At 61.1% G+C, this 13439-nt stretch carries 14 protein-coding genes, 1 tRNA gene and 1 pseudogene; 10 read left to right on the plus strand and 6 right to left on the minus strand.

Going from position 1 to position 13439, the window contains the following annotated elements; all coding sequences use genetic code 11:
• Positions 1-134: 134 nt before the first annotated feature.
• From tolB to DBV10_RS19680, 5 genes are all read left to right on the plus strand, one after another.
• Positions 135-1454 (plus strand): Tol-Pal system beta propeller repeat protein TolB, encoded by a 1320-nt coding sequence (gene tolB / locus DBV10_RS19660; RefSeq protein ID WP_124515290.1) that lies wholly within the window; start codon positions 135-137, stop codon positions 1452-1454.
• Between the two features lie 44 nt (positions 1455-1498).
• Positions 1499-2041 (plus strand): peptidoglycan-associated lipoprotein Pal, encoded by a 543-nt coding sequence (gene pal / locus DBV10_RS19665; RefSeq protein WP_124515291.1) that lies wholly within the window; start codon positions 1499-1501, stop codon positions 2039-2041.
• The gene (ybgF, locus tag DBV10_RS19670; RefSeq protein ID WP_124515292.1) at positions 2041-2832 is read left to right on the plus strand and encodes a tol-pal system protein YbgF; all 792 of its coding nucleotides are present in this window, start codon (positions 2041-2043) and stop codon (positions 2830-2832) included. The genes pal and ybgF overlap by 1 nt, the downstream gene beginning before the upstream one ends.
• Positions 2833-2858: 26 nt before the next feature.
• On the plus strand, positions 2859-3656 hold the full coding sequence (locus tag DBV10_RS19675) for a ThiF family adenylyltransferase (RefSeq protein WP_233589993.1): 798 nt from the start codon (positions 2859-2861) through the stop codon (positions 3654-3656).
• Between the two features lie 48 nt (positions 3657-3704).
• A tRNA-Lys gene (locus DBV10_RS19680) sits at positions 3705-3780 on the plus strand.
• A 1110-nt stretch (positions 3781-4890) separates the two neighbouring features.
• Here the strand turns inward: DBV10_RS19680 and DBV10_RS19685 are convergent.
• The 3 genes from DBV10_RS19685 to DBV10_RS19690 all read right to left on the minus strand — a co-directional run bounded on the left by DBV10_RS19685 (position 4891) and on the right by DBV10_RS19690 (position 6715).
• Positions 4891-5571: a DNA/RNA non-specific endonuclease gene (locus DBV10_RS19685; RefSeq protein ID WP_233247328.1), complete on the minus strand. Its 681-nt coding sequence runs from the start codon at positions 5569-5571 to the stop codon at positions 4891-4893.
• A 295-nt stretch (positions 5572-5866) separates the two neighbouring features.
• The gene (locus DBV10_RS22800) at positions 5867-6013 is read right to left on the minus strand and encodes a hypothetical protein (RefSeq protein ID WP_156371538.1); all 147 of its coding nucleotides are present in this window, start codon (positions 6011-6013) and stop codon (positions 5867-5869) included.
• A 3-nt stretch (positions 6014-6016) separates the two neighbouring features.
• The gene (locus tag DBV10_RS19690; protein ID WP_056419560.1) at positions 6017-6715 is read right to left on the minus strand and encodes an SOS response-associated peptidase; all 699 of its coding nucleotides are present in this window, start codon (positions 6713-6715) and stop codon (positions 6017-6019) included.
• Between the two features lie 36 nt (positions 6716-6751).
• Here DBV10_RS19690 and DBV10_RS19695 point away from each other — a divergent pair, with 36 nt between their 5' ends.
• Entirely contained in the window at positions 6752-7198 is a 447-nt protein-coding gene (locus DBV10_RS19695; protein ID WP_124515294.1) for a LexA family transcriptional regulator, read from the plus strand.
• A gap of 20 nt (positions 7199-7218) precedes the next feature.
• A complete protein-coding gene (locus tag DBV10_RS19700; protein ID WP_108625373.1) occupies positions 7219-8517 on the plus strand; it encodes a Y-family DNA polymerase in 1299 nt (432 codons plus the stop codon).
• A gap of 328 nt (positions 8518-8845) precedes the next feature.
• On the opposite strand, the pseudogene DBV10_RS19705 reads toward DBV10_RS19700, so the two are convergent.
• Positions 8846-9799, minus strand: a pseudogene (locus tag DBV10_RS19705) (IS5 family transposase); the annotation flags it as partial.
• Positions 9800-9982: 183 nt separating this feature from the next.
• Here DBV10_RS19705 and DBV10_RS19710 point away from each other — a divergent pair.
• The 3 genes from DBV10_RS19710 to DBV10_RS19720 all read left to right on the plus strand — a co-directional run bounded on the left by DBV10_RS19710 (position 9983) and on the right by DBV10_RS19720 (position 11514).
• The gene (locus DBV10_RS19710; protein WP_056419573.1) at positions 9983-10435 is read left to right on the plus strand and encodes a PaaI family thioesterase; all 453 of its coding nucleotides are present in this window, start codon (positions 9983-9985) and stop codon (positions 10433-10435) included.
• Positions 10436-10668: 233 nt separating this feature from the next.
• Positions 10669-10992 carry a heavy-metal-associated domain-containing protein gene (locus tag DBV10_RS23410; protein ID WP_082493245.1) on the plus strand — a complete coding sequence of 108 codons (324 nt, stop codon included), beginning with the start codon at positions 10669-10671 and terminating at the stop codon, positions 10990-10992.
• 18 nt (positions 10993-11010) lie between these two features.
• Positions 11011-11514 carry a hypothetical protein gene (locus DBV10_RS19720; RefSeq protein ID WP_015012969.1) on the plus strand — a complete coding sequence of 168 codons (504 nt, stop codon included), beginning with the start codon at positions 11011-11013 and terminating at the stop codon, positions 11512-11514.
• 75 nt (positions 11515-11589) lie between these two features.
• Here the strand turns inward: DBV10_RS19720 and DBV10_RS19725 are convergent, their stop codons facing one another.
• Positions 11590-12519 (minus strand): sensor domain-containing diguanylate cyclase, encoded by a 930-nt coding sequence (locus DBV10_RS19725; protein ID WP_056419579.1) that lies wholly within the window; start codon positions 12517-12519, stop codon positions 11590-11592.
• A gap of 21 nt (positions 12520-12540) precedes the next feature.
• The gene (locus tag DBV10_RS19730; protein WP_233589994.1) at positions 12541-13428 is read right to left on the minus strand and encodes an alpha/beta fold hydrolase; all 888 of its coding nucleotides are present in this window, start codon (positions 13426-13428) and stop codon (positions 12541-12543) included.
• Positions 13429-13439 lie beyond the last annotated feature (11 nt).

The raw sequence follows: 13439 nt of genomic DNA on the forward strand, positions 1-13439 counted from the left end.
AGGACTGCACCAGCGCACCTGGTGGCACGGGACTGGGAGCGCGCGTTTGCGCACAGTTTGTCACAGGGGTCTTTTTGCTGTGTGTACCATTCAGGGTTGCCCTTCGGCATTTGTTCGGCCACTGCTGGATGCCAATGACCACAGATCGAATCTCCAAACATCCCTCTTCTGCGGCTTCGCCGCTCCCCCTGCGCCGCCAGTTGTTGGCCGCGCTGATCGCAACCCCCACGCTTCCGGCCCTGGCGCAGTTTCGCGTCGAGGTGACAGGCGTGGGCCTCACCCAGTTGCCGATTGCCATTGCCCCGTTCCGGGGCGAGGCGCAAGCCCCCCAAAAGATTGCGGCCATCATCCAGGCCGATCTGGAGCGCAGCGGCCAGTTTCGTGCCATTGATGCTGCGGGTGCAGCGCTGGACGAAACGGCCCGCCCCGATGTGGCGCTGTGGCGGCAAAAGAGCGCCGACTCCCTGGCCACCGGCAGCGTGACGCGCCTGGCCGATGGGCGTTTTGATGTGCGCTTTCGCCTGTGGGACGTGGTCAAGGGGCAAGACCTGGGGGGGCAGAGCTTTGTGGTCACGCAAGGCGACCTGCGCCTGGTGGCGCACCGCATTGCCGATTTCATCTATGAAAAACTCACGGGCGAGCGCGGCGTTTTCTCGACGCGCATTGCCTATGTGACCAAGACGGGCCCCCGCTACAGCCTGTGGGTGGCCGATGCCGATGGCGAAAATGCCCAGTCGGCACTGTCGAGCCCGGAGCCCATCATCTCCCCGGCCTGGTCGCCCAATGGCGGGCAGCTGGCTTACGTGTCCTTCGAGTCCCGCAAGCCGGTGGTGTATGTGCACGACGTGGCATCGGGCCGCCGCCGCCTGATCGCCAACTTCCGGGGCTCCAACAGTGCCCCCGCCTGGGCCCCCGATGGGCGCTCGCTGGCCGTCACGCTGAGCCGCGACGGCGGCTCGCAGCTCTACACCATTGACGCCAACGGCGGCGAGCCGCGCCGCCTGATGCAAAGCTCGGGCATTGACACCGAGCCGGTGTTCTCGGGCGATGGCCGCAGCATCTATTTCGTCAGCGACCGTGGTGGCGCGCCGCAGATCTACAAGGTGGGTGTGTCGGGCGGCAATGCCGAACGTGTCACCTTCACGGGCACCTACAACATCTCGCCCACCGTGAGCCCGGACGGGCGCTGGCTGGCCTACATCTCCCGCGTGGGGGGGGCCTTCAAACTGCATGTGATGGACCTGTCTTCAGGCACCGTCAACGCCGTGACCGACACCATGGCCGACGAAAACCCGAGCTTTGCCCCGAACAGCCGCCTCATCGTGTACGCCACCCAGCAGCAGGGGCGTGAAGCGCTGATGACCACCACGCTGGACGGCAAGATCAAGGCCCGTCTCGCGGGGCAGGCGGGCGATCTTCGCGAACCGGACTGGGGTCCGTTTCAAAAGCAATGAACTTATAGATATTTTCAGTTATCAAGCCTTCAGGAGAATTTTGGATGATCAAACGTTTTACCCTTGCCCTTACCGTTGTTGCGTTGATGGCCGGCTGCAGTTCCGGCGTGAAGCTGGACGATGTGCCTGTCGAAGACAAAAACGCAACCTCCACCATGGGCGGCGCCAACAGCGGTGCCAACTCTGGCAATACCTCGCAGAGCGGCGTGGCCGGTGTGGACCTGGGGCAATCCGGCCGTGATGGTGCAGGCCCCGTGGGCGTGGCGCGCATCGTGTATTTCGACTACGACAGCTACGTCATCAAGCCGGAGTTCCAGGCCCTGATCGAGGCCCACTCCCGCTTCATCAAGGCGGCCCCCAGCCGCAAGGTCATGATCGAAGGCCACACCGATGACCGCGGTGGCCGCGAGTACAACCTGGCCCTGGGCCAGAAGCGCGCAGAAGCCGTGCGCCGTTCGCTGGGCCTGCTGGGCGTGCCGGACAGCCAGGTGGAAGCCGTGAGCTTTGGCAAGGAAAAGCCAGCAGCGCAGGGCAATTCGGAAGATGTGCACGCGCAGAACCGCCGTGCTGAACTGTCCTACCGTTGATGCGAACCGCTGCCGTGGTGTTCCCTCTTCGGCTATTGGCGGCTGCCGCGTTGTCGGTGGCCTTGCTGCCTGCGGCCCAGGCCGCCATTTTTGAGGATGGCGAAGCGCGCCGTGCCATCCTGGAGATGCGCCAGCGTGTGGATGGGTTGCAGGCCTCCGGCCAGCGCTCTGCCGAGGAGCTGCGCAGGCTGGGCGAAGAGAACGCCCAACTGCGCCGCAGCCTGCTGGACCTGCAAACCCAGATAGAGACCCTGCGGGCCGAGCAAGCCAAGCTCAATGGCCAGAACGAGCAACTCTTGCGCGATGTGGGCGACCTGCAAAGGCGCCAGAAGGACATCGCCCAAGGCGTGGATGAGCGGCTTCGCCAGTTCGAGCCGGTCAAGGTGGCCGTGGATGGCAAGGAGTTCCAGGCCGACCCCGCCGAGAAGCGGGATTTTGAAGCCGCCCTGGCCGTTTTCCGCTCGGGCAAGTTCCCGGAAGCCAGCACGGCGTTCGCCGGCTTCGTGCGGCAGTATCCGCGCGGCGGCTATGTCCCGTCGGCGCGTTTCTGGCTGGGCAATGCCCAGTACGCCACGCGGGAATACAAGGACGCCATCGGCAACTTCAAGCAGATGCTGGCGGATGCGCCCGGGCACGCCCGCGCTCCGGAGGCCGCCCTGTCGATTGCCAATTGCCAGATCGAGCTCAAGGACACGCGCACTGCGCGCAAGACGCTCGAAGACCTGGTCCGCGCGTATCCGCAATCCGAGGCTGCCGTCGCGGCCAAAGAGCGGCTTTCCCGCCTGAAGTAATGCAGGGTGATGTCATTTCGCCCGGCATGCCTTTGCCAGAGGATGCCGAGGCCGCGCTGGAGCGCCGGTTTGGCGGACTGGCGCGGCTGTATGGCGTGCAGGGCGCGGCCCGGATCCGCCGCGCCCATGTCGCTGTCATCGGCATTGGGGGCGTGGGCTCCTGGGCTGCAGAGGCGCTGGCGCGCAGCGGCGTGGCGCAGATCACCCTGGTCGATCTGGACCATGTGGCCGAGTCCAACATCAACCGCCAGATTCATGCCCTGACGGACACCGTGGGGCAGGCCAAGGTGCTGGCGATGCGGGACCGCATTGCCCAGATCCACCCGGCCTGCACCGTCCATTGCATCGAAGAGTTCGTCGAGCCCGGCAACTGGCCCGGGCTGTTGGCGGGCCCTGTGGATGCGGTCATTGACGCCTGCGACCAGGTGCGGGCCAAGGTGGCCATCGCCGCATGGGCGCAATCGGCGGGCGTGCTGCACATCGCCGTCGGCGCTGCCGGCGGCAAGCGCCAGGCGCACAAGGTCGACGTGGATGATCTGGCCCAGACCACCCACGACCCTCTGCTCGCGCAACTGCGCTACCAGATGCGCAAACACCACCGTGCACCACGCGAGGGCCGGAAGATCGGCGTCACCTGCGTCTTCAGCCGCGAAGCCGTGGCCCCCCCTGATGCCTCCTGCAATATTGAAGGCGATGGCACCTTGAATTGCCACGGCTATGGCTCCGTGGTGGCGGTCACGGCCACTTTTGGCCACTGCGCTGCGGGATGGGTGCTCGACAAACTTGCGACGGCTTCCGGGCTGGGCGCAAAAAAGACGCTATAATTCAAGGCTTTGCAGCAGTCTGATCAATTTGGATTGATGCAATCGGTTGGGACGTTAGCTCAGTTGGTAGAGCAGCGGACTTTTAATCCGTTGGTCACAAGTTCGAATCTTGTACGTCCTACCACCAACACATTGTAGATATTAGAAAGCCTGCTATTTAAAACATAGCGGGCTTTTTTCCATTTTGGGGCTGGTGACAGTCTGGTGACAGTTTCAAAGTTGATGAGCGGAAGTTGCAACCAACGCACCCGGAGCCTGAAGTGGTGTTCAAGTGGCTTATCAGGGGCCCTTTGATACTTGGGCACTGACTGTGCAATCGGTCTGGTGCGAGAACACCGTAACTCAGCCCCAGACGCGTCTAACGGACAGTTTTTGGTCAACTCTGCACCGACTTTGCGGAGCCTGCTCTGGTCAGAGTGTCATTTCCAAGTTCGACGCACTGCTTCATCGCTCATCCATCGGAAAGGGTGCTCGCGCCTTGAGCGCAGTGAATTGGGAAGCACCTCTTCAATCGCGGCTTCGACGAGCGCTCTCAATGAGGGCCCAGGTTTCCCGACTGTGCACGCGTTCACGACAAGATCCCCTTGGCGGTAAATCAGCTTGAGCCGTTCCTGAAAGTACGCCCTCGCTCCGCTGTCCCATGCCTCACGGAACACTTTGCTCCTGTAAAGGCGAGTGGCCTGACCGAGCGAGCATTGATAGGGGGATGGCGTTGATCAAGTAAAGCTGGGTCTCGTTCTTATTCCAACACGGAGGCACGAGCAATCCGGCTCGTTTGCGGATGTGGCGCCCCGTCACCCCATTTGCGGGCCAGGGCGTGTACGGCTGCCTGGACCCGTATTCATCGATGTGGGGTGACTCCAAGACGAGCAGGATGCATTGGACTTCGCTGCACCTTTCCGGCAGTGCCTGTGCCACCGAACTCCAGTCCCTCAGATCAGTTAGCTGTGAAATGCGGCCAACTAACCTGTCTGGACACTCACGTCGATCAAAGTTCGGTGTGGAACTCGGGCACACGCTGTGGACGGACCTCTCGAAATCAGCAGGAGTGAAAGCAGCGGGGGTTTTCATGGAGCGCAGCTTGCCCCTTCGTGGGCCGATATCGAAGAATTGCGACCCTCGAGGATATGACGTTTTCTCACGGATTCAAGACATGTGTACATGTGTGGACGCAGCCTGTCATCTGTGGCATGAGAGCTTCTGGCTGCGTTAAACTACATAGTCGCGCCTGGGCTTAGCGCTGCTGACCACCTTTGTTTAAGAACTCAATCCCCGTGCGTTTGACCAGTTCCTGATAGCTGATCGGTGGCCCAGCTACCTCACGCTCACGGTTCGCCTGCCAATGCGCCCATGCCCGCTGTGTCGTCGCGTCGTACACCAGCTTGTAGAGATAGGTCGGCACGCGCACGCCGTTGTCTCCAACGCGCGGACTGCTCTCGGTGAAAACGGGACCTGTGATCACAAACACATCCCCCTTGGCCCGCTTTACATAGTGCCGCGTGTCCTGCTCAATCTTGTTCCAGGCGCCACCGTTGTGCTGAGCATTCTGGGGGACCATATTCGCCAAACTGAAGCTCTGGGCCATGGCCGTTGGCGTTGGCATATCTCCCGCAGGTGCCATGTGCCCACGGCTGTAGCCAGAGTTCTTGTAGTCCTCCAGCTCCGCCCGTTCGCCACTGGGCAAGCGCGCATCCGCAAAGAACCGCTTGGCACGCTTCTCATCGGCATCCTCGATGAGCTTGCGGTTCAAGCGTTGGGCTACGAACACCGGTGTCTTGGTAGTACCGGAGTGCAGTATCGCAAACGCTTCATAGCAAAGCTCGCGCAGCTGTGGCCGGGGCGTGATGGCCGGAGGAGTTCCATTCGCAAAGAACTGCGGGCATTGCGCAAAGGAGGTGGGTTCGGGCGTGAGCAGCGCCGCACTGTCGAACTGCTGAGAACGTGCCCAGGAAAGATTCGGGAGAGCAATGCCGGCAAGAGACAGGGCCAGCACAGCCGCCAGGCGCACACGGCCTGGACAAGAGAAAAAACGATTCACAGAAGAGGCGAGCAAGTGGAAAAAAAAGATGCCAGATTGGAGCACCGTTCACGGTTCGCTTCTGGCCCGAATGCTCAGATCCTGCAGGGATTTACAGCTGCTTGCAGAGTGGGGGGCACAAACAGAAAGGGCTCCCCAAAGGGAGCCCGATCTGCCTGCCCGCCCCTGCGGTTCAGTGAACACTCCCCACGGCACCAGCACCCGCAAATGCGATGTGCCACCACCATGGGAAGTCTTGCAACTGCATCAATTCAACCCAAGCAGTTGGTATGCCAAGTTCCATGGCGCTGAATTCGCCAAAGGGTGAGGGCTTCTTCATGCATCACACTGATTCGACAGGTAACTCTACCTGCTGTGCCGGATCTTTCGCCCGGTGCACAAACAGCTCCAGTGGCGGCACTTTGATCAGCGCCTCTGCCTGCTCGATAGTGCCTCGCAGCCAAGTATCCCAGTCCCCCTTTTCCAGCGGCACCACGGTACGCTTGTCCTGCATGTCGGGCGCGCGCTTGGGGTCAGGCCGGTGCATCAGGTTGAGAACCGGCACGTCGTCGCAGTTCTGCGTGATCATGGTGTAGCTGGGCAGCACCTCGCCCGTGGCCGGGTCGGTCCATTCGCTCCACAGGCCCGCCAAGCCCCAGGGCTCGCCGTCGGCCCGCTCGAACTGCCATGGGATGTGCTTGCCTGTGCCCCAGTAGGGTTCGACATACAGCTGCGCCGGGATGATGCAGCGCTGCCCCTTGCGCCAGGGGCCGCCGTAGGTCCATGACTTGGCCATGCCCTCGCGCCGGGCGTTGACGGTGCTCAGGCGCTTGCCGTCCGTGCCGGTAGGGATGTGCGTCTTGGAGTGCGGCGGGATCATGCCCCACTGGCCTACCACCAGTTCTCGTCCAGCTTCGCCCTTGGCCCGCAGGAACGGCCCACGGTACAGCGGGCTCATCTTGTCGCGCCACTCTTCCTCGGGAACGTCACCGAAGTGCAGCACCAGCTGCTCACGGCCCGGGACCTCGTAGTAGGTACACATGGCATCATTCTGGCAGCAGGGAGCTATACTGTAAATATGTACAGTCTTTGGAATTCCTCGCTACCGGTGCCGTACCACACGGCGGCGCAGTCGCTGGCCTTGCCCCTGTGCGGGGTGAGCGTGCGCGCGGGGTTTCCATCGCCAGCGGACGACTTCGTGGTGGAGCGGCTGGACATCATGCAGTTGCTGGTGAAGCACCCCCAGGCCACCTATTTCTGGCGCGTGCGGGGCGACTCGATGCGGGACGCTGGCATCGAGGACGGCAGCATCATCGCCGTGGACCGGGCGATCAAGCCCAAGCACAACAGCATCGTCGTGGCCATTGTGGACGGCGAATGCACCGTGAAGTATCTGCACCAGCGCGCCGGCCGGATCAAGCTGCGGGCGGCCAACCCTACCTATCCCGACATCATTCCCCGAGAAAGTCAGACCATTGAGGTGTGGGGCGTGGTGAGCGGGTGCGTGAAGCTGTTTCTCACCTGATCTGATGGACGGAGGCCAGCATGTATGCGCTGGTGGATGGCAACAATTTTTACGTGAGCTGTGAGCGGGTTTTCCGCCCCAGCCTGAACGGCCGCCCGGTGGTGGTGCTGAGCAACAACGATGGCTGCGCCATCGCCCGCAGCAATGAAGCCAAGGCCCTGGGCATCAAGATGGGGGCGCCGTGGTTCCAGATTCGGCACATGGAAGAGACCCACGGCCTGGTGGCCTTGAGTGCCAACTTCACGCTATACGGCGACATGAGCAATCGGATGATGAGCCTGGCGGCGGGCCTGGGGCCCTCGCAGGAGATCTACAGCATCGATGAGTCGTTCATCGGCCTGCAGGGCATGCGCGGCGACCTGACCACCCGCAGCCACGCCATCCGCGCCCGCATCCACCAATGGGCGGGCATTCCTTGCGGCATCGGCATTGGTCACACCAAGACGCTGGCGAAGCTGGCCAACCACATCGCCAAGACGGCCGAGCGCAAACCGGGGAGCTACCCGGCCGAGCTGGCCCAAGTGTGCAACCTAACCACATTGCCGGCTCAAGACCTTGATGACCTGTTGGCCAGCACGCTGGTGGAAGAAGTCTGGGGTGTGGGCCGCAAGATCGGCGCGCAGCTGCATCAGTGTGGGGTGCATACGGTCCTGGACCTGGCCCGGCTGGACCCAGCCATGGTGCGCAGGCGCTGGAGCGTGGTGCTGGAGCGCACGGTGCGTGAGCTGCAGGGCATGCAGTGCATAGATCTGGATGACGCGCCTGAGCCCAAAAGAGAGATTGCCTGCACCCGATCATTCGGCCAGGCGGTGACCGAGCTGCCGCCGCTGGTGGAGGCCGTGAGCGAGTTCGCCAGCCGTGCGGCCGAGAAGTTGCGCAAGCAAGGGAGCCTGGCAAGCCAGCTGCTGGTGTTCTGCCACACCTCACCTTTCCGACCCGGACCCCGATTCAACCGCAGCATCGTGGTGCCACTGCGCCGGCCTACGGCTGACACGGGAAAGCTGGTGTGGGCGGCTGTAGCTGGCATGCGCCGCATGTACGAGCCTGGGTACAAGATGGCCAAGGCAGGGGTGATGCTGCTGGACCTGGTGCCGGGCAATGCGCTGCAGGGAGAGCTGGATCTGGAGGATGAAGACCACCGGGACCGCACCCAGCTGATGGTGGCTTTGGATGCGCTCAACCAGCGCTATGGCAAGGGCACCGTGCATTCAGGTGCCACGGGGGGCACCAACAAGGGCAAGGGCTGGGGGATGAAGCAGGAGAGGCGAACGCCGCAGTACACGACGCGGTGGGAGGATGTGCCGGTGGCGCGGGCCTGAGAGTGGCGGCGCTCGCACGCTGGAGATCTGTTTTGCAGCGGTTGCCGTCACTCGTCCTGCCGCTATGGAAGTCCGCTGACGATCTCTCATCGGTCGTTCGGAGTAGTGGGCCATATTTTTGGATGGAGATAGAGAACACCAATCTATTAGCTCCTCACATGGCTTGCGCTTTCAAGCCAGCTTAAGGCAATGCTGAACAAGTAACGTCATATCCATCGCAAAGCCATTTGAATGCCAAATGGCCCGCAAAGATACTGTGCTTTGCCCCACAGGGCCTGTTTCGGGAGCCTTTGAGCCCCCTTCGGACCCTTACGGGCACATGTCCCTGCAGGCGCCCTCGGGCAAGGTAGATGTTGGCCAGCGCCAAGGCCGTGAACGCACGCGTGGCGTTCTTTTGCAGCCCGCGATAGCGCACCTTGGTGAATCCCCACAGGCGCTTTACCACCGCAAAGACATGCTCGACCCGAGCGCGCACCCGTGACTTGTTGCGGTTCTTGGCCCGCTGAACTTCGTCCACCTCGCCCGCACGGCGGGTGCGCTGGTTGGTGAAGTCCTTGGCCCTGGGGGCTTTGCTCGCTATCAGTGTTTTCTGGCCGGCGTAGGCCGAGTCGCCGTACACGCGCTGTTCGTTGCCATGCAGCAGATCGGGCAGCGGATGTTTGTCGTGCACGTTGGCCGCCGTCACCACAGCGCTGTGCGCCAGCCCGCTTTGACTGTCCACGCCAATGTGCAGCTTCATGCCGAAATACCATTGCTGGCCTTTGCGAGTCTGATGCATGTCGGGGTCACGCGCCTTGTCGGCGTTCTTGGTAGAACTGGGCGCTGCGATGATGGTGGCATCCACGATGGTTCCGGTATTGACCTTGAAGCCCCGCTCCTGCAATTGCTGGCCTACCTTGGCGAACAAGGCTTCGCCCAGTTTGTGCTCATGGAGCAGTTTGCGCAACTTCAGCAGCGTGGTGGCATCGGGCACGCGTTCGCGACCCAGGTCAATGCCCACAAAGCGGCGCAGACTGGCGCTGTCATACAGGGCCTGCTCGCACGCCAGATCGGCCAGGTTGAACCAGTGTTGCAGGAAATGGATGCGCAGCATCCGCTCCAGGCCAATGGGCGGGCGGCCATTGCCTGCCTTGGGGTAGTGCGGCTCTATCACCTGACACAGAGCGGCCCATGGCACTATTGTCTGCATGGTCCGCAAGAAATCTTCGCGTCGGGTGGGTTTGCGCGAATGCTCGAATCCGTTGTCTTGATCTGCGGCCATTGCCAGGGTCTGCTGCTTCATCTGCGGATAACGTTTGACCCCCATCAACGGTGGACCTTAATCAGCGTTGCCCTAACTATCGAACCTTCATTCGAGAAATCCCCTGCCGCAAGTGTCTTGGATGCAAGGTTGGACGCATCCTGAATGTACATTTGGACGAGCCCTCAATGTACATTTGGACGGTAAACGCACCATTGCTTTCCCATGCATAGTCCGACCATCCCGTTTCGCCTAGTCTCCACTCAGCGCGAAGAGCAATTGGCTCAATTCAACGCCAGGAAAGAAATTGCTTGGTTTGGGTTTAGGGGGGCGTTCAAAGAGCCAGGCTTGGCGATCATCAATTTCACCAAAATCGAATCTGGCCTTCAGGGAGGTGGAGGAACCTCCGCAATCAATGGCGGTGTTATCGCCGCAGGTTTTGATGCAGCCTTCGTGCTTGCCGGTTTGGGTCACTACGATTCCAAGGTCGTCGTCACTCTGGAGTTGTCGGTCAAATTTTTGTCCCTTGCACTTGTCAACGAGTCGCTTGCATTCCAAGCGCATGTGGTTCGATCTGCTAAAAACTTCTCGTTCGCCGAGGGCTTTCTCTCTCAGGCAGGTACAGGGCCAGCCCAGCATTTGGCAATTGCCACCGCTATGGTGGCGCCTGCGCGCTAGGCACGCGGCGGGAATGCGCAAGGCGCCAAAGGTGTCCTTCCCCTCGGCTGAGATGGAGATTTTCGACGGTCGTTCACCCAAGGCGCGAGCGTTCTAACTCGTAGAGACACCACCAGCAATGGGCTCGTTTGCTGCTTTCCGAGCTTATATGCCGATTGAATTCCGTGAGGCCTTGACCTTCCCACCGTGGCAAGGTTCATAGTCAAAACGTGAATCAACCAAAGGAGGCTCACATGGTCCATATCAATGTTCCTGATATGACGTGCGGCACTTGCGCCCAGCGCATTGGTCGTGCAATAGCTCAGGCCCAACTGCCTGGGGGCGTCGAAGTAGAAATCGACGTAGCTACACGTCAGGTACGCATCCCGGCGCAAGCCGGAGAAAGCACCGTGGAGCTTGTCCGCTCAGCGATTGAGCGTGCTGGATATAAAGCAGACGCGGCGGTGAGTCCTGCATCTCGCCGAACAACCGGTGGCTGCTGCTGTGCGTCTCGGCCCGTAGCCCCTGTTGACGTGGATCAAGACGGTGCAAGGCAGACGTCGTCATGCTGCAGTTGAACTACCAAGGAGACCATCATGCGTCTGAACATCGTCGCTGGGCTGTTGACAACCCTATTCGTGGCAGGCTGTGCCGTCGCGCAATCGCCAAAACCTGAGGACGAACACGCAGGCCACCACCCCGGAGATGCACAGAGCGGCGGCGTCACAACCCAGTCTGCCCCGGCAGCCACTGCCGCGTCTGCACCGGACGCCTTTGATCGTCAGATGAAGGCGATGCAGGAAATGCACAAAAAAATGCAGGCGGCCAAGACTCCCGCCGAACGCTCAGCGCTGATGGAGGAGCACATGAAGCTCATGCAGTCAGGCATGGCCACGATGGGCGCGGGTAGTTCTGGTGGCATGGGGATGGGAATGATGCAGCAAGGGGCGCAGACCAAACCTGCCATGCCTGCAGCCTCCGGAAACTCGGGTATGGGAGGCATGATGGGCATGCACGCTCAAATGGAGCGCCGTATGGCCATGATGGAGCAGATGATGCAAATGATGGTGGACCGCCAAGCAGCCATGCCATCCAAGTAGTCTCACCGCGAACGTTCTTTGCGGGGGAAGCTATCACTATTCCAAACGCTGGTGAGCTGCGCGAGGCTGGGTGACTCAGTCACTAACCACTGTGCAGTTGCGCCCGAGCGCCTTTGCCCTGTAAACAGCTTCATCAGAGCGTTTTAGCAGCCGGGCGAGGAAATCCGCTCCGGTTTGGTGTACTGCACATGCCAGCCCGACACTGACCGTTACTGGCCCCGCCAATGAGCGAACCCGTCTGGCGCATTTGTGCACCCGCTCCGCGATTCGGGCAGCGGCTTCTGCGTCCGCATCAGGTAACCAGAGGACGAATTCTTCCCCGCCGTATCGCGCCACCAGGTCCGAACCACGGGCGCCTGCCTGTAACTGGCGAGCAAAGTTCACCAGCACCCGGTCGCCCTCGGGATGGCCATGCGCATCGTTGATCCGTTTGAAGTAGTCCACGTCCACCATCAACAACGACACGGAACTCTGTCGAGAGGCCGTCCGTTGCCACTCTTGCACGGTCAATTCCAGCGCACGGCGGTTTTTAAGACCTGTAAGCGGATCAGAGAGACTCAGTTCCGAAAGCTGGCGATTCTGCAATTCAACCTGTTCATTGCTGGCGGCCAAGCGCTGGGCAAGACCCTGGGCCTCTGCACGGGCCTTGATCAACTCGCCTTCGAAACGGCTGCGTTCGCGGGCCACAAAAAAGGCCCATACGATGTGGTCGCCCGTCTCCAGGCGCTTGCTGACCGCATTGACCATGACAGGAACAGTCTCGCCGCCAACACCGCGCAGGTGGAGGAATACTTCGCGCGCACTCTTGGCGTGATGCAGCGTGGGAAACAGGTGGGTCTGGCTGAAAATTCGAGAAGCTGGTGTCAACAGTTCATCCATGGAGTGGCCGAGCCAAAACGCCTCCGTGCCCCCGATCAGGACAAGGAACTCCCTGTTCATCCGCACGATGTGCCCCACCGGGTCCGTGATCATCATCGCGCAAGGGATGTCATCAACCGCCAGCATGTTCCGCCCTCTCGGTTTCGCTCACGCTAAGGAGAGATATCGCTGCATGGCGGCCGTCACCAAGTGCGGATGACTCATGTGGGCGCAGTGTCCGGTCACGTCCAGCACTTCCAGCGTGCTGTCCCTGAGCTTCTTGTGCATGTATTCCCCCACCGAATGGGGCGCCAACGCATCGTTGCCATGCTGCAAGATCAGACTCGGCCGGGTCACGCGTGACAGCTCCTCTCTGGTATCCGCAAAGAAGGTTGCCTGCGCAAAGATACGAGCCATCGTAGGATCGGTTGAGCAGAAACTCTCGGACAGCTCTCCGCCCAGACTGTCTGCCTGCGGCGCTCCCGCCACAATGGGTGCGAGGTAGCTGGACCAGCCCATGAAGTTCTGGTCCATGAGGTCCAATAGGCCCTCCAAATCCTGGCGCTCGAACCCTCCAAGGTAGTCCGGAGCGTGATTGATGTAGCAAGGCGACGGGCCGACCAGAATCAGGCGATCAAAAAGCATAGGTCGCTCGATGGAGGCCAGCAGGCCGATGCTGGCGCTGACCGAATGTCCAACAAAATGCACTCCGCGCTCGATGCCCAATGCGTCGCATACATCCAGCAGATCTTGCACGTAGCCTTTCAGACTTGCGTACTTCACGGGGTCAAAGGCGGCCAAGTCTGATTGGCCGCAGCCGACGTAGTCGAACAAGACCTGGTGGCACTTACCTTCAAAGGCCGGAGTGATGTGTCGCCACATATGCTGGCTACACCCAAAGCCGTGCGCATAGACGAGCACGGGGACGTCCGGGCGAATTGCATCGATCACATGCACGTTGTTGCGCTTACGAATTTCCACTGTTGTTCTTTCCGGGCGGTCAGTCCGCAGATTTTGCACGCCTGACGCTTGCACCGTGCGCAAAATAGCATGCAAGCGTGCGCGAT

The organism is Acidovorax sp. FJL06, from assembly GCF_003852545.1.
Classification (GTDB): Bacteria; Pseudomonadota; Gammaproteobacteria; order Burkholderiales; family Burkholderiaceae_C; genus Acidovorax.